Here is a 25,784-nt window from a genome sequence, read left to right on the forward strand (position 1 = left end):
TTCTCTATATCAGCAGCCGCTGGCCGCTAAGCGCGGCGCGCCCGGCAGAGCAGGATCGCGGCGTAGCCGTGGGAACCGCGCTGAGCCGTCGGTATGACCTCGATCCCCTCGTTCAGCGGTTCGAAATCGGGCCGGAGGGCCGCTTTGAGGTCGCGTTCATCGATGTCGGCGCCGGGGAACGTCTTGCCGCCGACCGTGTAGCCACGGCACCGGCGCAGCGCCGCGGTGAGGAAGAGGCCGCCCGGCTGGACCAGGCCGGTGATGTGACGCATGAACAGTTCCCACGTGGCGCGGTCACCGGTCGCCGAGTCCGCGCAGTAGGCACTGACCACCGTCGGGTAGCTCCGTTCCACCGGACGAGGATGGTGAGCGTCCACCCGTACAAGTGTGGTGATCTTTGCCCTGGTCAGGTCTTCGCGCGCGGTGATCTCATCGTCGGTCGGACAGGTGTTGCCCTCACACTGCAGGGTGTAGCGGACGAACGGCCGCCAGTCGTGGGCCCCCGGCGCACGCTCGATCCACCGTCGGATCTCGGCCAGGTTCTCCGGCAGATAGTCGCCCAGATGGATCTCGGACGCCGTCTCGGCGCACGCGAACACGTGGTGGAGGGTCGGACCGGTCCCGAAGTACAGGATCGGCTGGTCGCGTTCGGCGTGGCGCATCGCGTCGACGAGGAACGCGATCGTGGCGATCTCGTCCGGTTCGACGGTGCGGTAGTAGTCGGTGAGGTACTCGGCCGGCACCCAATCGGTGTCGAACGACGCATGTCCGCGATCCCGGCCGAGAACGGTCCGGGTGAGGCGGGCAAGGACGACTTCGTAGGACGCGGCGCCGAGATTGGCACCGCAGAGGAAGACGAGTGCCTCATCGGTGGTGATCGAATCGGTCGCGGCGGCCGCGCCGAATGCGGCCAGGTAGTACGGCACCTCCTTGGCGATCTCCGTGCCGGTGTACGCCACGGCGGCGGCCAGCCGGGCGGCGGCCCCATCGCCGAACCGGCGCCGGGCGACGTCGTACGCCAGCTTGGACAGCACGTTGGTGCTCGCCCCCGTCGCCGCCAGCAGACTTCCGTTCGCTCTCAGGCTGGCGCGCAGCCCGAACACCCAGGCCGTGTAGCTGGCCAGGAGGAACGCCACCACCGACTGATGGCCCAGGTCGGCGAGCAACCCGGACGCGACCAGAGCGGCACCGGTGGCCGCCGCCCAGGCATCCAGCGCGTAGGTGGACGCCACGGTTGCCGCCAGGCTCGTGGCCCAGGCGGCGGCCGGCGACATCCTCGAACCCCTCGCGGTCCTCGCCGGCGTTACGGGCGATCGGACCATGGGGCCCCTCCAGGCACTGATTCCGCGAGATGCCCAGCGAGCGCATGCACCGCGAGCAGCCCGGCGACAAGACACCGGCGCACCGGACGTTGTGCTGTACCCATCGCGCCTCCTGAGCAGAAAGGTCGTGATGGAGACCGCGGACGACGCCTGATTCGTACGTCGCCTTGCCGACAGCATCGAGAGCCGGCTGACGAGATCGTGTTGCCCCAAAATCTATCGTTCTGTATACCTAAGACTCTGCTTCAACCTGATCAAATCCAGGAGACCTGTGCCCATCACTCCCCTCGGGATCGCCTACGACCATGCTGTAGGCACCGACGGCCTGCCGATCGTTCTCATCCACGCCGGTGTCGCGGATCGTCGGATGTGGGATCCCCAGTGGCAAACTCTCAGCGACCAACACGATGTGGTGCGGCTTGATCTGCGGGGCTTCGGGGAATCGACGGCTCCTCCAGAAGGGTCACTGTCGCACGTCGATGACGTCCTCTCGACGCTGTCGCATCTCGGCGTCGGGCATTGCCACCTGGTCGGCTCGTCATTGGGCGCCGGTGTCGCAGTCGAAGTGACGCTGACGGCGCCGAAGCTTGTTCGATCCCTGCTGCTGTGCCCGCCGGGTGGCAGCCTGCTGGCGGAACTGACCGACGATCTCAAAGCCTTCTTCACCGCGGAGAGGACCGCCCTCGCCGTCGGTGATGTCGATGCCGCTGTCGAGGCCAACATCGCTTCCTGGGTCGTCGGCCCCGGCCGGGAGGCTTCCCAGGTCGACGCCGGCTTCCAGAACTTCGTGCGCCGCATGCAACGCCAGGCGTTCGAGGTGAGTGCGTCCTGGCCGGATGTCGACGAGGCCGAGCTGGATCCGCCCGCCCTGGATCGGCTGGGGGAGATCGCAGCGCCGACCCTGGTGCTGGTCGGCGGTCATGACCTGACCACGACCCGGAACTCCGCCGACCGGCTGTGCGAAGGTCTTGACGAGGTTCGCCGCGTCGACTGGCCCGATGTAGCGCACCTGCCCTCGCTGGAGCAGCCGGAGCGATTCCTCGCCCTGCTCCTCGACTGGACAGCTGACCCCCGAAGCGCGTCGGCGGACGCCGAGGATTCCGGTCCTCCCGACACCGATGAGTTCCGGAAGATCGTACGGTCTACCTGACCAAACCGCCTGCCCAGGAGGGCCCATGACCTCGATCCAGCCCATCGCCAGCACGCCTGACCTGCCCCGACTGCGCGCCTTCTACGAGACGGTGCTCGGCGCGACGCAGACCCTCCGCGTACCCGAGGAAGGTCCCGAGTTCTACGTCGAGCTGCGGATCGGCGCGACCACGCTCGGGCTCGTGCAGGAGGAGAACACCGAGATCGGCGCACCGGTGCGGATCATCCTCAGTGCCGATGTCGCAGACGTCGACGCGCTGCTCCCCGCGGTCGAGTCGGCTGGGGGCACCGTACCGGGACAGGCCAACGACATGCCGTGGGGCCAGCGCGTCGCGCACGTCCTCGACCCTGACGGCAACATGCTCAACCTGACCAAGTGGCTTCGAGACGAGTTGCCGTCCGGACCATCAGCATCAGCGGCGAGGGAGTATGAAACGCCTTAGGCTGCATGATCCACGGCACTCTCCTAGGTTCCGTCAGCCTGTCCTCGATGAGGGCGGGCGACGCCTGGCCCGGGCCAGTCTGCCCGGTGCGCAACCCGCCGGAGTTGGCGTGGGCGCGCGCAAGATCGGCCAGGCGATGGCCGGCTGTCTGCAGGGATGTCACCTGTGTCCGCGTAGGCCGAGTTGGTCGCTGAGAATGCACCTCGCCGGGTGCTGCCCGCGTCGCGGAACGGGGTCTCGAAGTGGACAGCGAACAGGCGGGATGCTGCCAGGCAGACCGGTAGCGCCAGAGTGACGGTGATCGTGAAGCCGGTCAGGCCGGGTCCGGTGTGTGGGGCTATAAGGAGGGTGCTGATCAGGGCGACGATCGGCATGTGGATCAGGTAAAGACTGTAGGAGAACCCTCCGAGGGCCACCAGCGGGCTGCTCTGCTGCAGCCGGATGAGTCGTGCCGGACGGCGGGTCGCCAGGGCAACCAGGAACAGGGCGATCGCCGGGCCGGTGGCCAGGTCCAGCCAGTAGTAGCGCGATATCGTCCACACCGAGTCGTGCAGGACGATCAGTGTCAGCACGGGGGCGGCGGCCAGGGCGGACAGACCCAGCCAGGGCAGGCGCCGTACCCGCTCGCTTCCGGTGACGATCCCGGCGGCCAGCATGCCCAGGGTGAACAGCGGGGCCATCTCCAGGGTGCAGCCCGTCGCTCGTGCCCCGGTGGACCATCCCGGCCACAGCAGGCCCGCAGCCACGGCCGGTACGACGATCACGGCGAGAGTCACCACCGGCCCGAGCCGTCGCCGGGCGGGCAGCAGCAGGGGGAACAGCAGGTACAGGATGGCCTCCACCGCGATCGACCAGAATGCCCCGTTGGGCGCGGGCGCGGCGATCAGGTCCTGCAGCAGCAGACCGCCTGTTCACTTAACCGGTTCACCAGCAGCGTCCCCGGACGACCCCGACCCGGAAGGGTTCATCCGGTTCGTCGCCCAGGACGTACGCGCGGCGCTGAACCGGCTCCCGGACGAGGGCCGCCGCAGGACCGGCACGAGATAGCCAGGCCGCCACGTCGAAGCCAACCGCAATTCGGGATTCGAAAGCCCGGGTGGATCAGCATCGGCCGGTGCGTGCTGGCCGGCGGGCAGTGGCCGGAGCCGCAGCTTCGTGATGGCCCGGCCGGTGATCCGGCCTTCAGTCGAGCCCGCTTCGGCGGGCGACGTCGAACACCACCGACCAGGGAGCCGGCGTTTCGAGCCCGGGCGCCGGCACGGCCGCCGGTGGGCCGGCCAGCAACCGCGTGGCGAGAGCGGCGAACCGGGCCGCGGCCGGGTGTGGCGCCCGCCGGGGCCACACCGCGGAGACCTCCTGCCACAGCGCAGCGCCGGCCAGCGGCCGCCACGCCACCCGCGGCTCGCGCCGGACCGTCGCCTGCCGCTCCAGGGCGACGCCGTGACCGGCGATGACCAGAGCGCAGAGCATCTGCGGGCTGCGGGCGTGCCGGATCCGGGTCACCGGGAAACCGCGCTCACCGGCCGCCGCCAGGATCCGGTCGTACCAGTCCGGGGCGGTGGCCCGCGGGAAGATCACCAATCCGTGGCCGGCGAGCTCGGCGAGATCCACCGCCGCGGCGCGGGCCAGCGGCGACACCCGCGGCAGCACCACGCCCAACGGGGTACGGATGACGCCTCCACAGTGCAGATCGACCAGGTCGACGGGATGCTCCACCACACCGACGTCCAGCCGGGCCGCCGCCAGCGAGTCGAGCTGCTCCGCGGTGGTCAGCTCCTGCAGATCGACGTCGAGGCCCGGCGCCTGGTCCGACAGCCGGTCGAGCAGCTCACCGAGCACCGGTGCGGGGGTGCCCGGCAGCACCCCGGCACGCAGCGTCCCCATCGCGCCGTCCCGGATGGCCCGCATCGACGTACGCATCCGCTGCTCCGCGGCCAGCAGCTGCCGCGCCTGGTCGGCGAGCATCTCACCAGCGGTGGTCAGTGTGGTGCCGCGCGGCAGCCGGTCGAACAGCGTCACACCGAGGTCCCGCTCCAGCCGGCGCATGGCCTGACTCAGCGGCGGCTGCGCGATGCCGAGCACCTCCGCGGCCCGGCCGAAGTGCAGCTCCTGGGCGACGACCAGGAAATACCGCAGGTGCCGGAACAGATCCACGACACTCCACCCTAGGGTGGGCCGGTGTCACAGCTTCCGATGGTCTCCGAGAACGCCGAGTACTGGCTGCACGCCCGCGACATCGACTCCGGGCGGTGCACCGGCCACCGGTCCGGCGAACCGGTGGTGATCGGCTCCATCTTCAAGATCCTGCTGGTGCTCGAGTACGCCCGCCAGGTCGCCGCCGGCGCCCTCGACCCGGCCGAGCGGGTCCTGCTCGGACCGGACGACCGGCTCGGCGGCTGGGGGACCGGCGGCTGCGCCGACGACGTCGAACTGTCCCTGCGGGACCTCGCCTACTTCACCATGTCGGTCAGCGACAACACCGCGGCGGACGCGCTGATGCGGCGGGTCGGCCCCGACCTGGTACCGCTGCTCGCCGACGAACTCGGCCTGACCCGGACCCGGGTGACCGGCGGGCCACGCGACCAGCTGTCGTCGATGTTCGCCGACGTGGGCGCCGCCGACGACGCGGCGTTCGCCCGCATCTTCCCCGCCCTCACCGACGACCAGGTCCGCCGCCTGCGGATCTACGACCCCGGGCAGACGACCTCCAGCACCCCGGAGGAGATCACCCGGCTGCTGCGGATGATCTGGCGGGACACCGCGGGCCCTGCCGGCGCCTGCGCGGCGGTGCGCGCGCTGATGGCGCGGCAGATGTTCTGGACGCGCCTCGCGGCGGCGTTCCCGGCGGAGGTACGGGTGTCCGGCAAGACCGGCACGCTGCCCGGCCTGCACATGGAGGCGGGAGTCGCCGAATACCCCGACGGCGGCCGGTACGCCCTGGCCGTGTTCGTCCGCACCCGGAACCTGGCCACCACCCGCCTCGACGTGGACATGATGCTGGGCCGAGCCGCCGCGGACGCGGTCCGGCGCCTGCGCGACGAGTGACCTGGACCACTCCGGCCGGGCGGCGCCGGGTGCCCGGCCAGCGCTCATATCGAACCGGATATGAGCCGTTCACCCGGTCGATCTTGGACGTCACCGGAACCGGGTTGATCTCCTGACCGGGCACCGTCACCGCCCGAGAGGAACCATCTTGACCAGAATGTCGTTCGGCCGTCGCGATCTCCTGCGCGGCGCCGCCGCCGGAACCGCCCTCGCCTCCCTGCCGGCCGTCCCCGCCGCGGCCGCGCCCACCGCGCCGAGGTCACGCCGGCGGACCGCCACGTTCCGCTGGCTCGGCACCTCCGGCTGGCACATCGAGGTCGCCGGCCGCACCATCCTGATCGACCCCTACCTGAGCCGCTTCCCGACCGGCGGCTTCGACCCGGCCACCCCGTTGCGTGTCGACACCGCCGCGATCGCCGCCGCGCGTCTCGGCACACCGGAGACGATCCTGGTCACCCACACCCACTGGGATCACTTCAACGACGTGCCGCACCTGGCGACGTCGGCCGGTGCCCGCGTATTCGGCACGCTCACCGCGTACCACCTGGGTCTGTCCCTGGGTGTTCCGGCCGGACAGCTCAGCCCGGTCAAAGGCGGCGAGGTGCTCGACTTCGGCGACTACACGGTCGAGGTGGTGGCCGCGCTGCACAGCCGCAACGCCGCCTACTCCATGGCGTTCCCCGGTGTCCGGACCGAGGTGCCGAGCCGGGCGCCGGCGACCATCGCCGACCTGCCCGAAGGCGACACCCTCGCCTACCAGATCCGCGTCACCGACGGGCCGTCGGTGTTCCTGATGGGCGCGAGCGACTTCGTCGAACGCAATCTGAGCGGGCTGCGCCCGGACGTGGCGATGATCGCGATGGCGAGCGGGGACGCCACCCACGCGTACGTTCCCCGTCTGCTCGCCGCACTCGGGCACCCGGAGGTCGTCATCCCGGTCCACTGGGACGGCTTCGAGTCGCCGTTGACGAACCCTCCGCCGGTCACGCCCGCCGGCGCCGCCCGGCTGCGCGCGTTCGGCGAGGCGGTCCGGGCGTCCTCGCCGCGGGCCCGCGTCCTGGTGCCGGAGTACGGCACCCCGTACACGTTCTGAGCGTCCACCCGTCCCGGATCGCCGTCCCGGAGCGGCGATCGTTTCATCGGGAAGCTTCTCGGGGATCGGGGAACGCTTCTGCCGGGGTGTTGTCCTGTAGGTGTTCCGGGCGCGGCGGGATGACACAAAGGAGAGACAGCTCGGCGAATGTCTCTTTCATCTCTGGTCCGATGTGGCGTCACCCGGAGGGGGAGCGGAGTTGCGTGGGGTGTTTATCCTTCTTCTGTCTGGTTTGCACCTTTTAAGCAGATAGGAGCTGAACCGCGGTGAACTCGGACAGTCCCGGCTGGCGGTTCGCGCTCGTTGCGGCGCTTGCCGCAGTGTTGAGCGTGCCGGCTGCGCTCGCCTCCAGCAGTCCCGCCGCCGCGGCACCCGCTGGGTCGTCGGCCACGCTCGACATCCTTCCGGCCGAGGGGCTTCCCGGCGCCATGGTCAGCGCCGTCGCCACCGGCCTGCCGGAACACTGCACGGACATCGGCTTCTACTGGCGAGGCCAGAACGTGGTCGCCGCGCCCCTGTCGAACACCGTCGGCGTCGTCCGAGCCACGTTGCGCATCCCCGACAGCACGGAATCCGGCCTGGTGCTCATCGAGGCCAGGTGTGACGCCGACCTTGAACCGGACAAGGACCCGATCACCGGGGCAGGTCCCTCCGCCAAGTTCACCGTTCTCGATCGGCCACCGCTGCGGCCGAGGCCTCTCCAGCTGTCACCGGCGCGGGGCCCGGCCAAGGGCGATCCCCAAGCCGCCGGGCCCACGACGAAGCGGGCCTCGACCGTTGCCGCCCAGCCCCGTCCATCGACCTCAACCGTCACGACGTCACCTCGAGCGCCGGCCTCGGCCATCACAACGCCGGCCCGCATCCCGCGGTCCGCCCCGGCCGCCTCCTCGAAGCGACCCGTCGACCCGCCGTCGGCCGGGTCCGGACCGGCGGCGGCGCTCACACCGGCGCCATCGCTCACCCGTACGCCGTCATCCGTCACCGAATCACCCACACCGTCCTCGGCGAAGCCGGCGGGCTTCACGCCGATCCGGGCCAGTTGGGCCATGCCCACACTCGACGACGTCTCCCTGGATCCGTCGCTCCTTCTGCTCGTCGCGGCCATGGCGGTCCTGCTGTTCATCCTGGTCGCGTTTCCCTCCGACGTATTCAACAAGACCTATGAAAACCGTCGGGAGGAGATTCACGGGGCGATCCGCGCCCTGGGTGTCAAACGCCGCAACCGGATGCCGTCCTGGCTCCAAGCGACCCTGCTGATCGTGGTCTCGGTCGGCGCCGCCCTCCTCTCCGGCAAGGGCGAGGGCCCCGCCGCGCAACTACCGGACGGCAACTGGGCCCTGAACCTGGCCGCCGTGCTCATTGCGGTTCCGTTGGTGATGGCCGCCTACAGTGGCCCGGGCGAGATCTACCTGTGGAGGGTCCGGGGCAGCGCGTCCCTCTACGTGCCGCCCATCGCGCTGGCGGTGGGCGTTGCCTGCGCGCTCTTCTCGCAGGTCTGTGAACTCAACCCCACCTATGCCTACGGCCTGTTCTGCACCTTCATCCTCTTCAGGGGTACGAAGCAGGCGAACCGGACGAGCACCGGCGCCCGGACCGAGCCGACCGAAGCGCAACGGGCGTACGGCGTCCTGTGGAGCGTCGCCGGCCTCAGTGTGCTGATCGCCCTCGGATACATCGGCTTCAGCGCGAACTGGGAGAACGCGCACGCCGCCGACGCCGACTGGTACACGGTTCTGTTCGATGCGGTGGCCTACTGGGTCGTGGTGCTCGGCGCCGAAAGCCTGGTTTTCGCCCTGATCCCGATGCGTTTTCTGGACGGCCGCACGGTGGCCGGCTGGCGGTTGCTCGCGTGGATGCCGCTGCAGATCGCCGCCGGCTTCTTCTTCTGGTACGTGATTCAGCGTCGCGGTGAAGTCAACGAACTTCGGCCGACCGGCGACGAATGGTTACGCGCGATGGGCTTCTTCCTGCTCTTCGGCCTGGCCGCGATGACCTTCTGGGGCTATTTCCAGTGGAAGGGACGGCCCACGGCGGGCTTCAGCACACAACCGATGGCCCCGTTCACCGTTCTCTTCCAGCCGGTCACCTTTGCCGGCCGGCTGCGGACTGAGGCGGCGGAGTTGGCGAAGACGGTGCGGCGCGGTCTCGTGCGGCGCAGCCCCGTGGCCCGCGACCCCGAGGAACCCGGCTGCGCCGACCGCCTCAGCGAAGCGGGGAGAATCACCTCGCGATCCGCGCTGACCACGGCATCGTCGACGCGGTCGTCGAATCACCCGGAGGGGTAGTCCGATCGGGCGGAATGCGGCCTCGGGCAGGGTAATCCGAACGAGCGTTCTCCGCGGTTCCGGTATGCCGGAGAGAGCCGGACGGCATTTTGCGGTGATCACGTATCCGCAGTTCGGGGCGTTCCTCCGTAGACGGTGAGCTGGTTGCGCCGTATTCGGTATCTGACGGACATGTCAGTTCGGCTACGGCGTACTCACGTCTTTTCGATTCCCGATTCATTTCGCTTCCGGGCCTAGCCTGGTCGTCAACCCGGACTCTCGCAGTGGAGTTCGTGGGCTCGGCGAAACGTGGAGGGAATTCCATGAACGGCAGATTCGGCCGGGCATTCGCGGCGGCGCCGCTCGTGGCGTGTGCCCTCGGGGTTCCCGTCCTCCCGGCGCGGGCCGCCCCCTCGCCGAGCGGCGAGGTCGAGCCGATCCATCTGGCGATCGCCGTCGACGAGTCGGGCAGTCTCAGCGACGACGAGGTACGGCAGGAGCGGATCGCCGCCGCCAGCGTCGCGATCGCCGAACTGTCCCCGCAATCCGATGTGACCGTGTTCGGGTTCGGCAGCAACGCCGGAAACGTACAGGCCGTCGACCCGGACCGGATCTGCGAACTCGCCGCCGGAGCGGGCGCCGCGGCGCGCGACGCCATGGTCGCCTGCGTGCAGGACAACATCCGGCGCCGTACGGGAGAGAGCGCCGACACCGACTTCGTGGCCGCGCTCGGCCAGGGAGTCAAGACACTTACCCGGACGTCCGACGACCGGCGGCGGATCCTGCTGCTGCTCACCGACGGCCAACTCGACGTCCGCCGGGACGGCCATTACGGCAGCACGCCCGAAGGCCGGCAGCGCGAGGCGGAGAAGGACATCCGGGACCGGATCCTGCCGGAGGCCAAGGACGGCGGGGTGCAGATCTGGCCGCTGGGGTTCGGTGACGACGTACGCGCCGAGCTGCTCGACGTGATGGCCGCGCAGAGTGCCCCAGCCCGATGCTCCCAGGGCGAGGTCACCCCGGAGGCACGTCTGGTCGCCGACGGGGCGGCCGCGGTCACCGCCATGATGGACGCCTTCGTGAAGGGCCGCTGCCTCAACTCGAATCCTCCCGAGGAGAGCCCGCTCCCCAAGGGGAAGACGGTGGAGTTCACTGTCACAGTGCCGGCCATCGCCACCGACGGGGCCATCAACGTCACCAAGGGCGGCGACGAACGGATCAAGGTGGAGTTCATCGGGCCGGACGGGAAGCCGGCGCCGGCCACGGGTACGGTCGGTGACACCACCTTCGAACTGGCCGGCAGCGGCGGTCTCGTCGAGTCGCTGCGGATGCGCAACCCGGCCAGCGGCACCTGGCGGGTCAAATTGACCGCCCCGGCGGACGCGAACCCCGGCACCGTCACCGCCCGGGTGGTCTGGCAGGGGGTGTTGCACACCGTCTTCGTGCTCGATCCGCCCAGCCCGCGGGCCGGCGAGACGGTGTCGGTGTTCATGCGGCCACACACCCGAACCGCGGAGATCGGCGACCCGTCGGAACTGGCGGGATACTCCTTCGCCGCGCAGGTCAGCGGCACCGGACTGGACCAGTCGCTGCGGCTGGCCGACGACGGCGCCGGGGCGGACGAGCACGACGGCGACACCTACTACAGCGCCAGTTTCACCCTGCCCCCGACGGCGACGGGCAGCTACCGGGTGGTCGGCAACGCCTCCGGGCCCGGGGTGGTCTCGGACCAGCAGGAGACCACGTTCCGGATCGCCGCGCCCGGTCCGCAGGTGCGGGCGCGGATCCTGCTCGACGCCACGACCGCATTGCCCGGCGCCGAGGTCACCGGCACGATCCAGGGCTCCAACGGATCCAGCGCCGCGGTACCCGCCCGGATCGTGCTCACCGGCGGGCGCGACGGCACGGTCACCGTCACACCGGCCGGCATCACGCTCGCGGCCGGCGCGTCCGAGACCGGCTTCACGCTGACCGTCGCGGACAACGCCGCACCCGGCCCGGCCGGTGGGATCGTGCAGGTGCTCGGCGCCGACCGCACCGTGCTGGGCAACACGCCGCTGAACCTGACCGTGCTCGCGCCGCCCAGCCTGCTGGAACGGTACGGGCTCTACCTGCTGGCGGTCGTGGTCGTACTGGCCACCCTGCTCGCGGTCCTGCTGCTGGCCCGGCGCCGCAGGCGGGCCGCGATCGAGGTGAAGGGCCTCACGGTCGCCCTGCACGAGGACGGCCGGGAACTGCCCCCGCAGTTGGTCGCGCCGGCCGGGACCCGGTTCGAGTTCGACGTGCTGGTCCCCGACGACGGTTCGGCGCCGGCGCTGCGGCGGGTGTCCGCCGGTAGCGACCGCTACCGGATCGAACGTGGCACCGACGGTTCGGTACGCCTGTTCGTCCCGGACGCCGACACCCTCCCGGACAGCCCGTTTCTGCCGCTCGCCCCGGGTGCGGTGGTGCCCCTGCCCCGGCATCCGCGGCTCGGCCTGCGGCTGTCCGGCCGCCCCACCGCACCGGCCGCCATCGCGGCGCCCGACGACGCCACCCTGCCGCTGTACCTCAGCGGACGCGACGACGACCTCTAGAAACGGATACCGCGTATGCACCTCTACCACCCCGTGATGTTCGTGGGGCTGGGCGGCACCGGCTGCCGGATCGGCGCCGAACTCGAACGCCGCCTTCGTGAGGAACTGTGCGGCCCGGACGGGCTGAAACTGCACGGTCCCGCGTTCGGCCTGACCGAGCTGCGCCCGTTCGAACTGCCGTCGTGCCTGCAATTCGTCTACGCCGACCTGAGCGAGGACGAACTCGGCCAGCTGCGGCGGCGGTCGGTGCCCAACGAGGCGCACTCCGAGGTCGCCGACCGGACGGCCTACTACGCCTACGACCTGCTTCCGCAGTTCCGCAGCTATCCGGAGGTGGCGAAGTTCCTGCGGGTGAAGGCGGCCGACTTCGTCCGCGACTGGCTGCCACCCGGCGAGCACGAGCCGATGGTGGTGCCGTTACGGCTGGGCGCCGGGCAACTGCCGACCGTCGGGCGGGCCGCCCTGTACGCCACCGTCTCCGATTCGGTCGACGTGCTGCGCCAGCCGATCATCCGGGCCATCGGGCGGATCACCAACTCGGCGCCGGAGCTGCGGCTGCTCAACCCGGCCCGGGAGCCGGGCCTGCAGACCGTCGACGTGTTCGTGGCGTTCTCGGTGGCCGGCGGCACCGGCGCGGGCATCTTCTACGACTACCTGCACATCGTCGAGTCGGCGTTCCGGCAGGCCGGGATCGACGCCAAGATCTATCCCCTGGTGCTGATGCCGTCCGCCTTCGAAGCCGGCAGCGGCGGCGGCGTCAACGCGTCACTCAACGCCGGGCGGGCGCTGCTCGACATGTTCCGCCTGGTCGACGAACTGAACCAGGATCAGCGGGCGCACGGCGATCTCGGCGGCGCACCGACGGTCAGGGGCCGTCACGTCCGCTATCCGCGTGAGGGCGACGTGCCGATGCGGCTCGGCGCGATGCAGACCGCATTCCTGTTCAGCAAAGCGGTCGGGATCGCCCGCGACGACCTGCACCGGTCGATCGTGGCGCTGATCCTGTCGCTGGTCGGGCTGGACGTGCCGGCCGGGGGCCGCGACGCCGGCGGCCCGGTGTCGTTCGCCGACAGCTTCATCAACGGCGTGGTCGAGCGGCAGAGCATGTCGCCGACCAGGATCGGGTGCCGAGGCGTCTCGACCAGCCTGGTGGGGTCGTTGACGGTGCCGTTTGACGACCTGGCCGACATGTTCGCCGGGCGGCTGCTCGGCCGTGGCGTCCGCGAGTTGCAGTTGGTGCCGCCCGGCCGTTCGGAGTCCAACCGGGACCTGATCCGGGAGTTCTTCAACGGCTCGTCGGTCGGGCCGGTGTGGCAGCGGGCCGCCGGCGCGTTCGACGATCCGGCCGCGGAGCAGGGCATCAAAGGCGCTGCCGTGATCCGCGGGATGCTGCGGGAACGTGGCGTCCGGATGGGTGACAGCCTGCAAAATCTGGATCAGACGCTGCTGCGGACCATGCCCGAGCTGGTGCGGGACTTCAACCCGGCGGACGGGGCGCGGTCGGTGCTGCGTCACGCCGACCTGTTCCGGCTACGGCGGGTCGTGCTCGGTGAGGCGGCGCTGGCCGAGAACATCGACCAGCTCGGCGTTCGCGGGGTGATGGAGGGCCGGCGGGTGCCGCCGGCCGCGACGGTGAAGGCGTGGGAGAGCGATCCGCGGCCGCCGCAGCTGATCGAACTGCGGGACCGGATGGGTGGGCTGGTCAAGGCGACGGTCAGTGAGAAGCCGGTGGTCGACACCATCGCCCTGCAGGACGAGTGGTTCCGGTACCGGGCCCGGCGGTTCTGGCATGCCAGCTGGAACGACCACCGGCAGACGTGGCAACAGCGGCTGACACGGTTCACCGGGCATCTGCGGTCGCTGATCGAGGAGCTGACCGCGTACGAACGCGGCTGTGAGGAGGCGTTCAACCGGCGGGCCGAGGAGCTGTACCGGGCGCGGGTCGGCGTCACCTATCTGCTGCCGCCGCGCCAGGACCTGGAGCAGACGTACGCCGAGATGCTGCGCCGGCTGGCCCGCCGCGGCAAGCGGGAGAACGCCACCGAGGGCGAGATCCTGAACGCGCTGCTCGGCCCGGACGGCTGGGCGAACGCACTCGCCGAGGCGTCGGTGCTCGGCCGCTCCGGCGGCACCGAAGGCCTGCGCAACATCCTCGGCCTGCTCAAACAGGAGGTCGCGGGGATCCTGCGGGGCGGCGACCCGGACGAGGTGCCGCTGCTGCCGCACATGAGCAACCTGCTGCGGGTCGCGGCCAAACGGGCGCAGGACGTGCCGGTGGCCGACAGCGACGTGCAGCAGTTCGTCGGGACCCTGTCCGGGATGCTGCCGGGCGGGTTCATGCCGGAGGGGTCCGGACGGCTGTCGGTGCTCGTGGTCTATCCGGCGGCGGAGGCCGACGACCTGGTGGAGAAGTGGCTCAGCGGCCAGCTGCGGATCGTCACCCGCCGTGGTGACAAGCCGGTCCAGTTCCGGGCGGTGCAGACCGAGTCGATCACGGTGGTGCTCACCCGTACCGCGATGGGGATCACCGAAGTGCCGGAGCTTCGGCAGGTGCTGCTCGACTGGGCCGGGGCGGTGCGGGAGCCGAGGGCCGACTCGTTCCTGCCGTGGCGGCAACGGCTGGGTTTCGGCGCGGACTGGCTGGCCACCACCGAGGCACACCGGGAGGAGATCCTGGTGCGGTTGCTCTGCGCGGCCTGGAACGGGCAGGTCGAATGCATCGGTGGCAGTGACTCGCCGGAGCGGATCCGGATCGCGTTGAGCCGGCGGCCGGACGCCGAGGCCATGGTGCTGGAGCTGGGCGCGTTCGGCCGGGCGTCGTCGTGGGGAAGCCTGCTGCGGCAGTACGAGACATGGACGCTCGCCGACGGCGGGGAGATCCGCCTCAACTTCTGCGCCCAGCTGATGGAGTCGATGCCGAACGGCTTCACCGGGATCCTCGACGACCCGCACCCGCTCTACTGGGAGCTGGTCGGCATGGCCGACCGGCAGGTGAAGGTGCTCACCGACATGCGCGAACGGATGCCCGCCGGCGCGAGGCAGCGCTGCGAACAACTGATCGGGTTCTGGAGCCGGACGTTGCCCGCGGCCCGGCAGCGGACCTTCCTGCGCGAGGCGCCGAACGGCAACTCGCTGATCGCGCTGGAGATCACCGTCAAGAACCGGCACGACGAGGCATGAGCCGCGGCCCCGCCGGAGCGGTTCCGGTCATCGACCTGCGGCAGGAGTACGGCGAACTGGTGTCCCGCCGCGACTTCGGCGACTACGTGCGGCAGCGGGCCGGGTTCCTGCTGCCGCACGACCAGCTCGACGACCACGTCGACGTGAGCGGTGTGGTGGTCGTCGACGACGCGGCCGCGCTGCCGGGGCACACCGGTGCCCTGGCGTCGGTGCTCGCGTCGCCGGCGGTCCGGCAGATGGTCTGCGTCGTGGTCGGGACGGCCGAACCGGACGGCGGCGCCACGATCGTGTTGCCGTCGGTGCTCAACGGCGAGTTCGTCACGGTGCTGTGGGCGGGCGATCCGGACGGTATCCCGTGGCGGCTCGACGGTGGCGCGGCATCACTGGTCCGGGTCGGATCCGCCACCGAGCCACCCTTGACCGACCTGCTGGAGGCGCTCCGGGCCCGCGAGGTCTTCCAGCAGGTGCTGGCGACGGCCGCGGCCACGCAGACGCGGGTCGCCGCGCCGGCGGTGCGGTTGCGGTCCGGCCGGATGGGCGCGGGTCTGCTCGCGGCGGTGCAACGGCGGGCCATGCTCGCGGTGGCCACCGGTGTGGACCCGTACGACCCGCAGCCGGACGCCCCGGCCTCCGATCACGACCTCATCGAAGACCTGAGCACCATGCAGCGCCGGTACGTGCCGTCGTCGCACGCCGAACCCGGTGGCCGGGTGCGGGCCGCGCGGCAGGCCGCCGAGTCCTCGGTGGCGGCTGTCGAGCAGACCGTCACCGCGGCGGTCCGCCCGTGGGCGGTGTGGGCGCCGTTCACGGGTGTCCCGGTGTCGAGGCTCGCGGCGGCGGCCGCCGGGCATCTCGGCGACTACCGGGCCGTGCTGGCCGAGCTGTTCCAGCGCCTCGACCAGTGCGGCGACGATCAGCGGCGGGCGGAACTGCGGCGCGAGGGCATCGAGTTGCCGGCGGTCACGATCACCGCGGCGATGGCCACCGACGACGTACGCCGTGCCGTGCACCGTTCGCTGGAGTCCGGCCGCGGCCTGGAGCAGACGGTCCGGCCGTTGCGGGCCGCGGCGGCGCGGATGCTGCCGATGGGCAGCGCCGCCCGCCGGCCCGACCTGGACCGGGCGGTGGAACCGATCACCGCGCTGCCACCGATGCCCGGTGGGTTCGGTAGCGCGCTGGTCCCGCTGCTGATCCTGCTGGCGCCGCTGCTCGCCGGCCGGGTGGGCGGGATCGCCGCGGTGCTGCTGCTGACCCTGGGCGCCGGGCTGCTGCGGGCCAAACGCCGGCACCTCGGGGTGTCGCCGCCCGAGTGGGGCCGGGATCTGGGCAGGGTGCTGACCGTGCTGCTGCTCGCCACCTCCGGACTGGTGGCGGGGGAGTTGCTGCGGCTTTCGGGGACGCTTTGGCCGTACCCCTTGATCGGGGTTGGTCTGGTCCTGGCCTTGCTCACGCCGATGGTGTGGTGGGCGCTGACGGCTCGCCGCTGGCATGCCCGTGTCGGTGTGCCCGGCATGTTGCGTCCCGCGCTGCACGGCCTGGACGGCGTCTGTCACGACACCATCACCGAGTGGGCGGTGACCGAGGACCGTCGCCGCGCCTCCGACCTGCTGCGGGCCACCGCCGCGGCGCTCGACGCGGTCGCCGGGGTGCTCCGCGACGGCGCCGCGAAGCTGCCGGCCGAGATGGCCGCGCATCTCAGCGGGCGTGCGGTGGCCGCGGTGCGGCAGGACCTGACCGCCCTGGTACGGATGTGCATGCAGGCGCGCTGGCCGGAAGCCGCCGCCGGTGACCTGGCCGGGATGGCCGAACGCAACGAGCGCCGGTCCGGTGAGCTGCTCGCCGAGTACGAGCGGCATCTGCACCGGTGGGGTGTGCAGGAGCCGCCGCCCGGCTGGCCGGCCCGGCCGGAAGCCGACCAGCTCACCTGGTGGCAGGACGGCAACGGACTGCGCGACGCCATGTTCGCCGACGGCCGGCCGGTCCAGTTGCTCTGCGGCGATCAGCAGACCAGCCTGCTGAGCCGCGATCCGCACCGGGCCGCGACGATCCGGTTCGCGCCGCGGCACGCCCGTTCCACGTTCACCGAACGTGACCACGACGACCAGGGCGGCTACCCGCCGGTGCCGGCGTCCACCCTGGCGGATGTGGTGTGGACCGGCACCGGCACCGCCGCGGGGCTGGTGCATCTGGTGCCGTTGCGGTCCGGGGTCCGCTACGTCCAGTCCGAAGGGGGAAGCTGATGGTCGACACGGGGCGTGACCAGACGTTGGACTTCCTCACCCCCGGAGGCGACGAGGTCCGGTGGACCGCCCGGCCGGACCGGTCGGCGGCGCCACGCCCGTCCCAGCGGTCCGGCATCGTCGAACGGGTGTGGCTGGTCCGCGGCAGCGACCAGCCGGTGATCCAGCGGAGACTGGACCCGCGGGCGAATCCGCACCGCCTCGACACCGAGATCGCGGCCGGTCTGCGGCTGGCCCGCCGCTACCCCGAGAACGGCTATCCGGCGGTGCTGCCGCGGATGCTCGGCTACCGGGCCGACATCGACGAACCGTACGTGCTCTGGCAGCCGCCGCCCGCCACCGAGGTCGGGCAGGTGGCCGCCCGGCTCGGCAACGACGCCATCGACCGGGCGTTGTGCGACCTGCTCACCGCTCTGGCGCACCTGGCCGCCGCCGGGATCGTGCACCGGGGCATCAACGATGCGCGGGTGCGGTGGACCGGCGAGGGCGCGATGATCGCCGGTCTGCCGGTCGCCGCGTTCGCCGGTGACACCCGCACCGGGTTCGGCCGCGAGCCGTGGGCGTCGGCCGAGCAGGTGCGCGGGATCGGCCGGGCCGACCCGCGCGACGACGTGTGGAGCGCCGCCGTGCTGCTGGGGGTGCTGCTCGGGCTGGACGGCGACTCGTACCGGGAGCGGCTGGGCCCCCGCTACGCGGTGCTGCTCGGCGACGCGCTGGCGCCCCGGGCCGCGCAACGGCCCACCGCCGCGGAGCTGCTGCGGACGCTGAGCTGGCCGGTGCCGGTGGTGGAGACCTCGCCGCTGGACAGCGGCCGGGAGCAGTACGAGCGGATCAGGGCGAGCCGGGCCGGCGCCGCCGCACCCGCCGCGCGGCCACCGCAACGGCGCCGGCGCTGGTTCTGGTCCATCGGGCGCGGCAGCGCGGGCCCGGCCACCCGGGACTGCTATCTCTGCCTCGACCCGGTGTCCTGGGCCGAGACCGATCTGTTCGTCTGGACCGACAAGGGATACAAGGCGCTCGACCTGGGTACGGCGGGACCGCAGCACCGCCGGGAGTACCGGCTGCGGCAGGCGTTCCGCCGCTGCCCGAACCGGACCGGCGAGATCGGCCCGCACTATCTGCCGGCCGCCTACCTGCGCAGCGGGTCACCGATCAACATCGGCCTGATCGGTGACACGGCGGCGGGCAAGACCCATCTGCTGGCCGGGATCATGCAGGAGATCGAGAGCGGTGTGCTCGGCGACTTCGGGATCATGACCAGCGCTGTCGACATCGCCTGGCACGACGACTTCCGCCAGTCCCGGATGAACCGGCTGTACCGCGACGGCGAGGTGCTGGAACACACCCGGCCGGTGGACACCGTCGACTTCGCCGACGGGCTGATCCTCGGCACCGGATCCCGGGAACGCCCGATGATGTTCTTCGACATCGCCGGGGAGATGCTGCAACCCGGCCGCCGGCAGAGCCGGGCCACCCAGTTCCTGGCCGCCGCCGACGCGCTGATCTTCGTGGCCGACCCCGTCCGGTCCGACCCGGACACCACGTTCGAGGCGGTCATCGACCGGCTCGCGCACCGGCGGGGACCCGACGGGCTGCTGGACATCCCGTCGGTCGTGGTGGTCACCAAATCGGACCTGCTGCGGTTCGAGGAGCCGGTGGACCGCTGGATCCGGGCCCGCCGTGCCGACGGTCCGGCCGAGAGCCGCGACGTGTACGCCTACCTGCACCAGCGGGGCCGGACCGCCCAGTTGGCGCCGGTGCACCGGATCCGCCGGTGCACGCTGCATTTCGCCTCGGCGACCGGTGGCCGTGACCGGGGCGGCCGCTACCCGCACGGCGCCCGCCCGCAGCGTTGCGCCGAGCCGCTCATCTCGCTGCTCGCGATGCTGGGCGCCCTGCCGGCCCCTAGAGACGGGGACGGTTGATGCCGGCTCGCGTCGATCTGCTGGTCTTCGAGTGGGCGTCACGACTGCTGGACGGCGGCAGCGGCCTGGGCGTGGTCGAGTCCACGTTGCCCGCCGACCAGCGGCAGATCTGGGCTGAGCGGCTGGAGCGGCGGGTGTCCGTGCCGTCCGGCGGCGCCGGGCCGAGCACCTGCTATCTACGGTACGGTGACCAGGCGGCGCTCCTGCACCGGTTCCCGGTCCGTGACGTCCACAACCGGTGGGCGTCCAGCACCCAGGTGCTGGTCGGGCCGCCGTCGGTGATCACCATGCGGCGGGCTGTCGCCCTGCGCCCGGACCGGGCTCCGCAGCGTTTCGGCCAGCCGGCCGACGGCTATCCGCGGTCGTGGGCCGACGCCAGCGACGCCGCCGTAGACCTCGACCGGCAGGCCCGCCTGCACCGGGGGGAGGCCACCGTGGTGGTTGCCGAGCTGAGCCGGGCCCGCCCGCACGGCTGGGCGGTACGGGCAGGCGACATCGATCCGCGGGCGTTGCTGTGGACGGTCGCCGCCTGCCTGGGCGACATGGAGTTCTCCACCCGGGAGACCGAGATCACCGACCCCGAGCTGCCCACCCTGGTCTTCGTCAACGGCCCACCGGCCCGGTCCAGCGTCGGCACGGCCCGCCACTGGGTCGACCTGGGCGCCACGACCGACCTGCCCGCCCGGGACCTGGCGATCGCCGGGGATCTCGTCGAGACCCGCACCGGGCGTCGCGGTGGCACGAGTTCGCGGACCCGTGACGTCGGCACTGCCAAGGTCACCGGGCCGGGGCCGGCGCCGGCCGCGTTCCCGCTGCGCCTGCTGATGCTCGCCGCCTGGTGGGCCGCGGTCGCGGTCCTGCTCACCGTGCTGAGCGCCGGATGACGAACCCCGCCACCCCACACCGGTGGCCGCTGTTCCCGCGCGCCGATCCGGGCGACCTGCTCGCCGCGGTGCTGCCGGCGGTGAGCATCCTGGTGCTGGGCGCGGTCATGCGGGCCGCATCGGTACCGCGGGTGCTGCTGGTGGCTCTCGGCGTGGGCGGCTGCGGATACCTGATGTCGATGGCGACCCTGGACCGGCATGCCGTGCCGGCTGCCCGCCTGCGGGCGGTGATCTCCATCTTCACCCTGCTGGCCGCGTCCGGGCTGGTGCTGCGGACGTTCGCCCGCGGCGGCACGACCCGGGAATGGCTGATCTACGGGCTCGGCATGCTCTCCTTCCTCGTCGCCGCGGAGATCGGTGCGCGCTGCGGAGACCGGCCGAGCACGGCGGCCATGGCGGTCACCCTGCTGGTCGTGCTGGCCGCGTTGACCGTTCCGCTGTGGCACGGCGAGGCGGCCTGCGCGAGCGGCAGCGGCTGTGTCGCCCCGCTGCCGCCGATCACGCTGGGGATGGCGTTCCTGCTGGCGGCCGGGCTGGCCACCGACATGATCCGGCCCGCTCTCGCCGAACTTGCGGTGGCCGTCACGCTGCCGACTGTCACTGTTCTGGCGGTCCTGCGTGATCGTGTCACGGTGGTCCTGCTCGGCGCGGTCCTGTTCGCGGTGATGCTGGCCGACCTGTCGGGTGCTCCGGCGGCCGGCCGGGCCGCGCGGCGTCGGCTGCTGGTGCTGCTCGCCGTGGTCCCGGCGGCGCTGGTGGCCGGTGTGGCCGCGCTGCTGACGTTTCTGCGCGTGGCGCAGCCGGCGCCTCCCGCGTACGGGCCGGGGCTGCTCGCCCCCGGCGGCCCGCTGCCGCTGGAACCGTTCGGCCGTGTCCTGGTCGTGCTGCTGGTGGCGGTGCTGCTGTGGAACGTGGTCCACCTCTGCGCCATGGTCCGGCGGCGCCGGCCGGGGTTCCCGGCGCTGCTGGCCGCCGGGGTCGGAGCCCATCTGGTCGTCTCGTTCGCCGTGCCGTGCCTGGCCTGGGCCGGGCTGCCGGCGCCGCCGGGGCTCAGGACGCTGCCGCCAGCCGCCGACGCCCTGAGTTTTCTGGTCGCCTTCGCCGAACTGGGCCTGCTGACCGGGGCGGCCACCCCACCGAGGACCGGCTCGCACCGCCGGTGACCACGCCCTACGGCAAACGGCCCGCACCATCCGGTGCGGACCGTCGCTCGACCGCCTACTTCTTCGCCGCGAGCCACTCACCGAAGGTGATCGCGGCCAGGTGGGCGTCGCCCTTGGCGATCAGCGCGTCGCCCGGCACCGCGGCGAACATGCCCGCCGCCGGGTCCACCACGACCGGGCGCTGGTCCCCGTTCGCCTCGAGGGCGATCCGGCCGAGCTCGTCGAGCGTGAACACCTCCGGGCCGGCGACGTTGCGGTAGCCGTTCAGCGGCGCTCCGACGCTGACCTTGGCCACCTCGGCGGCGATGTCGGCCGAGGCGAGCGGCTGCACCGGCGTCGCGGGCAGGCGCACGGTGTTCTCGTCGGAGGTCCACGACAGCACCGCGGGCACGAACTCGAAGAACTGCGTGGCCCGCACGATCGACCACGGCACCGGTCCCGCCTTGAGGATGTCCTCCTGCAGCACCTTGGCCCGGTAGTAGTCCAGGCCGGGCACCTGGTCGACCCCGACGATCGACAGGATCACCGCGTGCCCGACGCCCTGGCGCTGGGCGGCGGCCACCATGTTGTCCATCGTCGTACGAAAGAAGTCCGGCGACTTGTCGTCGAAGGTGGGCGAGTTGGTCAGGTTCACCACCACGTCGGCACCCTTGAGACCGTCGTCGAGCCCATCGCCGCTGAGCAGGTCGACACCGTTCGACGGCGACAGCGGCGCCGCCTCGTGCCCGTGCTCGGTGAGCAGCCTGACGACCTGGGAGCCGATGAGGCCGGTCCCGCCCAGCACTGCGATCTTCATTCGAACCACAACCCTTCGCTCTCACTGCCTTGTCACCACATTGACCGGACAGACCCGCCAGCTGTGACACGTTGCGTCACCTCGGGCCGCGCCAGCGGGACAGATGGTCGACCAGGCGCCCGGTCTCGCCTCGTCGCGCCGCATCGGCAAAGGCTCTGAGCAGCCCGTCGCGCTCGGTCTGATCGACCGGACCGCGGCGGTCTTCCCGCAGATGCCGGCGTGCTCGCGTCGCCAACTGCCGCGCGTTGGCTTCGCTGATGTCGAGTGCCCCGGCGATCTCGCGAAATGGATAGTCGAACGCCTCACGCAGCAGGTACACGGCGCATTCGGCCGGAGCGAGCCGTTCCATCAGGAACTGGACCGCGACCTCCAGCACGTCGCCGCGCTCAGCGTCACGCGCCGGATCGTCGACCGCGAGCACGAAGTCCGACAGCCACTCGCCGGCGGACACCTCGCGACGAGCGTAGGCCGAGGCCGCCGCGTTGAGCGCCAGCCGCCTCGTGACGGTGACCAGGAACGCGATGGGAGACCGGACCGTCGCGTGGTCCGCGGTCTGCCAGCGGACCCACACGTCCTGGACGACGTCCTCGGCGTCGGCCGCGCGACCCACCACCTGATGGGCGACGCCGAGCAGCCGGGAACGGGCACTCTCGAATTCCGCTGTCGCTCGGACCGTTGACGGGCCGTCAATCGTCAATGCCATTCCGTCCGATCGCTTTCGGCCGGCTTGCCCGCAGGCGCCGACCCGACTTCTGTGACCTGGGTCGAGGCTGGCAGGGGATGCTGGTTGTCGAGTCCGCCAACTGGCCAGCCTGGGTCGCCAGTGGCGGCGACCAGCCAATTGACATGATCAACTAAGGCGATATAGCGTTCCGGACGATGTCGACGAGCCCCGAGATGCACGATCGGCACAGCGAGCGCGACACACTGGATCAGCTGCTGTCGGCCGTCCGGTCAGGTCAGAGCCGGGTGCTGGTCATTCGCGGCGAGGCGGGCGTCGGCAAATCGGTGTTGCTGGACTACCTGGCCCGGAACGCGTCCGGCTGCCGCGTCGCCCGGGCGTCGGGCCACGAGTACGAGACGGAACTCGCCTACGCGGGCCTGCACCAACTGGGTGCCCGGCTGCTCGATCTGCGTGACCGGTTGCCCGACCCGCAGCGTGACGCGCTCATGGCGGCGTTCGGCCTGAGCACGGCCCCGGCTCCGGATCGCTTCGTCGTGAGCCTCGGCGTCCTCGGCCTGCTCTCCGCGGCGGCCGAGGAGCGGCCACTGCTCTGGGTGATCGACGATGCCCAATGGCTGGACAAGGCGTCGGTGCTGACGCTCGCCTTCGTCGCGCGCCGCCTGCTCGCCGAATCAGTCGGTCTGGTGTTCGCGGTTCGCGAGCCGAGCAACCTCCGCGAACTGGCCGGACTCCCCGAACTCGCGCTCGGCGGGCTGGGTGACAGCGACGCCCGGGCGCTGCTCGACTCGGCGCTACCCGGGCGCGTCGACGAGCTCGTCCGGGACCGGATCGTCGCCGAGGCACGCGGCAACCCGCTCGCCCTGCTCGAGCTGCCGCGCGGGCTGCCGCCGACCGAGCTGGCCGGCGGTTTCGGGCTGCTCGACACGACGCCGATGGCGAACCGGATCGAGCAGAGCTTCCTGCGGCGACTCGACGTGCTCCCGGCGGCGACTCGACGGCTTCTGCTGGTGGCGGCGGCCGAACCGGTGGGCGACGTGTCCCTGCTCTGGCGGGCGGCCGGCCGGCTCGGACTCGACGCCGGCTCCGCGGCGCCGGCGCAGGCGGAGGGATTGATCGATCTCCGTGGCCGGGTGCGGTTCCGTCACCCGCTGGTGCGCTCCGCGATCTATCGGACCGCGACCCTGCCCGAACGGGAACGCGCGCATCAGGCCCTCGCCGACGCCACCGATCCGTACGTCGACCCCGACCGCCGCGCATGGCACCGCGCGCACGCGACGACCATGCCGGACGAGGACATCGCCCTGGAATTGGAGCTCTCGGCGGGGCGGGCGGCTCATCGCGGCGGCGTCGCCGCGGCGGCCGCGTTCCTGCAGCGGTCCACCGAACTGACCCCGGACCCGGCTGAACGTGGCCGCCGCGCCCTCACCGCCGCGAAGGCGACCTTCGACTCGGGGGCGCCGGAAGAAGCGCACAAGCTCCTGGCGCTGGCGCGGCTGTGCCCGTTGGACGATCGGCAGAACGCACAGCTCACCCACATGCGCGCACAGATCGTCTACGCCCTCCGCCGCGGCAGCGACGCTCCACCGTTACTGCTCGCCGCCGCACGCCGCCTCGCGCCGCTCGACAGCGAGGCGGGGCGCGAGGCGTACCTGGAAGCCATGGAAGCCGCGATCTTCGCCGGCCGCCTCAACGAAGGCGGCCCGGGTGAAGTGGCCACGGCCGTCCGGGACGCCCCTCCGGCCGGACGGTCGCCACGACCGATCGACCAGCTCCTCGACGGTCTCGCGACCCGGTTCACCCAGGGCTACGTGGCCGGCGTGGCGCCACTACGGGACGCCCTGACCGCATTCGGACGCGATCGCGGCGACGAGAACGCACTGATGCGATGGGTCTCCCTGCCGTGGCTGGTCGCCGGCGACCTGTGGGACGACGAGACATGGCATGAGCTGGCGACCCAGGCTGTCCGGCGCGCTCGCGACGCCGGCGCGCTCGTCGCCCTGCCGCTGGCGCTGGGTCACCGGGCGTTCGTCCACGTGCACGCCGGCGAGTTCGCGGCGGCCGCATCGCTGACCGAGGAGGCCGATGCGATCACCGAGGCGACCGGGAATGCTCCTGCCAAGTTCGCCGCTCTGGTGCTCTCCGTCTGGCGTGGTGTGGAATCCACGGCGCGGCCGTTCGCGGATTGGGGCCTGCAGAACGTTGTCGGACGTGGCGAAGGAAGAGGAATCGGCGGTTACGGCTACGCCACCGCGGTGCTGTACAACGGCCTCGGCCAATACGACCTCGCTCTGACCTTCGCTCGATCGGCCTGTGAGTACGACGACCTGGGAATCTGCGGGTTCGCCCTCGTCGAGTTGATCGAGGCGGCCGTCCGGAGCGGCGCTCACGAGGAGGCCGTCGCCGCCTTCCGGCGGATCGAGGAACGGACGAACGCCTCCGGCACCGACTGGGCGCTCGGCGTCCAGGCCTGGGCGGCCGCCCTGCTGCACGCCGGCGAGGCCGCCGAGTCCCGCTATCGCGAGGCGATCGAACGGCTGGGGCGTACCCGGGTCGCCGTCCATCTTGCCCGCGCGCACCTGGTGTACGGCGAATGGCTGCGCCGGGAGAACCGGCGGACGGACGCTCGTGAGCACCTGGAAGCCGCGTACGAGATGTTCAGCCGGGCCGGGGCGGCGGCGTTCGCCGACCGCGCCCGTCGGGAGTTGCTGGCCGCGGGCGCGACCGCGCGCCGGCGCACCGTGGAGACGCAGATCATGCTCACCCCTCAGGAGGGACAGATCGCCCGGCTGGCCCGCGACGGTCTGTCCAATCCGGAGATCGGCGCCCAGCTGTTCATCAGCCCCCGGACAGTGCAGTACCACCTGGGCAAGGTCTTCGCCAAGCTGGAGATCACCTCGCGCGGCCAGCTCGGCCGGGTCCCGCAAAGCCGGTTCTGAGCGGCATCGGCACGCCGGCCTCTCCAGTCACATATCGCGGTCCCGTGGCGAGGTCAGAGGTTCAGGGCGAACTTGAGGAAGTC

At 71.6% G+C, this 25,784-nt stretch carries 17 protein-coding genes; 12 read left to right on the forward strand and 5 right to left on the reverse strand.

What is annotated here, in order from left to right; all coding sequences use genetic code 11:
* Positions 1–26 precede the first annotated feature (26 nt).
* Complete coding sequence (gene gntF / locus KZ829_RS06970; RefSeq protein ID WP_220143019.1) at positions 27–1,274, reverse strand: guanitoxin biosynthesis pre-guanitoxin forming N-methyltransferase GntF; 1,248 nt, start codon at positions 1,272–1,274, stop codon at positions 27–29.
* A gap of 319 nt (positions 1,275–1,593) precedes the next feature.
* Here gntF and KZ829_RS06975 point away from each other — a divergent pair, with 319 nt between their 5' ends.
* On the forward strand, positions 1,594–2,472 hold the full coding sequence (locus tag KZ829_RS06975; RefSeq protein WP_220143020.1) for an alpha/beta fold hydrolase: 879 nt from the start codon (positions 1,594–1,596) through the stop codon (positions 2,470–2,472).
* A 25-nt stretch (positions 2,473–2,497) separates the two neighbouring features.
* Entirely contained in the window at positions 2,498–2,914 is a 417-nt protein-coding gene (locus tag KZ829_RS06980) for a VOC family protein (protein ID WP_220143021.1), read from the forward strand.
* 23 nt (positions 2,915–2,937) lie between these two features.
* Here KZ829_RS06980 and KZ829_RS06985 read toward each other — a convergent pair whose 3' ends face one another.
* Together KZ829_RS06985 and KZ829_RS06990 are read right to left on the reverse strand one after the other, a co-directional pair.
* Complete coding sequence (locus KZ829_RS06985) at positions 2,938–3,816, reverse strand: acyltransferase family protein (protein ID WP_308285387.1); 879 nt, start codon at positions 3,814–3,816, stop codon at positions 2,938–2,940.
* Between the two features lie 280 nt (positions 3,817–4,096).
* The gene (locus KZ829_RS06990) at positions 4,097–5,068 is read right to left on the reverse strand and encodes a LysR family transcriptional regulator (protein WP_220143023.1); all 972 of its coding nucleotides are present in this window, start codon (positions 5,066–5,068) and stop codon (positions 4,097–4,099) included.
* A gap of 24 nt (positions 5,069–5,092) precedes the next feature.
* Here KZ829_RS06990 and KZ829_RS06995 point away from each other — a divergent pair, with 24 nt between their 5' ends.
* The 9 genes from KZ829_RS06995 to KZ829_RS07035 all read left to right on the forward strand — a co-directional run bounded on the left by KZ829_RS06995 (position 5,093) and on the right by KZ829_RS07035 (position 21,284).
* Entirely contained in the window at positions 5,093–5,959 is an 867-nt protein-coding gene (locus KZ829_RS06995) for a serine hydrolase (protein ID WP_308285367.1), read from the forward strand.
* A gap of 157 nt (positions 5,960–6,116) precedes the next feature.
* Entirely contained in the window at positions 6,117–7,052 is a 936-nt protein-coding gene (locus KZ829_RS07000) for an MBL fold metallo-hydrolase (RefSeq protein WP_220143295.1), read from the forward strand.
* Between the two features lie 266 nt (positions 7,053–7,318).
* Complete coding sequence (locus KZ829_RS44420; RefSeq protein WP_220143024.1) at positions 7,319–9,337, forward strand: FGLLP motif-containing membrane protein; 2,019 nt, start codon at positions 7,319–7,321, stop codon at positions 9,335–9,337.
* A 302-nt stretch (positions 9,338–9,639) separates the two neighbouring features.
* Positions 9,640–11,892, forward strand: a complete 2,253-nt coding sequence (locus tag KZ829_RS07010; RefSeq protein WP_220143025.1) for a vWA domain-containing protein — start codon at positions 9,640–9,642, stop codon at positions 11,890–11,892.
* Positions 11,893–11,907: 15 nt separating this feature from the next.
* Positions 11,908–15,072 (forward strand): tubulin-like doman-containing protein, encoded by a 3,165-nt coding sequence (locus KZ829_RS07015; RefSeq protein WP_220143026.1) that lies wholly within the window; start codon positions 11,908–11,910, stop codon positions 15,070–15,072.
* Positions 15,069–17,312: a hypothetical protein gene (locus KZ829_RS07020; RefSeq protein ID WP_220143027.1), complete on the forward strand. Its 2,244-nt coding sequence runs from the start codon at positions 15,069–15,071 to the stop codon at positions 17,310–17,312. Before KZ829_RS07015 ends, KZ829_RS07020 begins: the two co-directional genes overlap by 4 nt.
* On the forward strand, positions 17,312–19,237 hold the full coding sequence (locus KZ829_RS07025) for a GTPase domain-containing protein (RefSeq protein WP_220143028.1): 1,926 nt from the start codon (positions 17,312–17,314) through the stop codon (positions 19,235–19,237). The genes KZ829_RS07020 and KZ829_RS07025 overlap by 1 nt, the downstream gene beginning before the upstream one ends.
* A complete protein-coding gene (locus KZ829_RS07030; RefSeq protein WP_220143029.1) occupies positions 19,237–20,121 on the forward strand; it encodes a hypothetical protein in 885 nt (294 codons plus the stop codon). The genes KZ829_RS07025 and KZ829_RS07030 overlap by 1 nt, the downstream gene beginning before the upstream one ends.
* Entirely contained in the window at positions 20,118–21,284 is a 1,167-nt protein-coding gene (locus tag KZ829_RS07035; protein WP_220143030.1) for a hypothetical protein, read from the forward strand. Before KZ829_RS07030 ends, KZ829_RS07035 begins: the two co-directional genes overlap by 4 nt.
* A gap of 55 nt (positions 21,285–21,339) precedes the next feature.
* Here the strand turns inward: KZ829_RS07035 and KZ829_RS07040 are convergent, their stop codons facing one another.
* The gene (locus tag KZ829_RS07040; protein ID WP_220143031.1) at positions 21,340–22,080 is read right to left on the reverse strand and encodes an SDR family oxidoreductase; all 741 of its coding nucleotides are present in this window, start codon (positions 22,078–22,080) and stop codon (positions 21,340–21,342) included.
* 76 nt (positions 22,081–22,156) lie between these two features.
* Complete coding sequence (locus KZ829_RS07045) at positions 22,157–22,777, reverse strand: sigma-70 family RNA polymerase sigma factor (RefSeq protein ID WP_220143032.1); 621 nt, start codon at positions 22,775–22,777, stop codon at positions 22,157–22,159.
* A 182-nt stretch (positions 22,778–22,959) separates the two neighbouring features.
* On the opposite strand from KZ829_RS07045, the gene KZ829_RS07050 reads away from it, so the two are divergent.
* Positions 22,960–25,701 carry a helix-turn-helix transcriptional regulator gene (locus KZ829_RS07050; protein ID WP_220143033.1) on the forward strand — a complete coding sequence of 914 codons (2,742 nt, stop codon included), beginning with the start codon at positions 22,960–22,962 and terminating at the stop codon, positions 25,699–25,701.
* Positions 25,702–25,784: the final 83 nt, after the last annotated feature.

The sequence above is a fragment of the Actinoplanes hulinensis genome (assembly GCF_019429605.1).
GTDB classification, from domain to species: domain Bacteria; phylum Actinomycetota; class Actinomycetes; order Mycobacteriales; family Micromonosporaceae; genus Actinoplanes; species Actinoplanes campanulatus.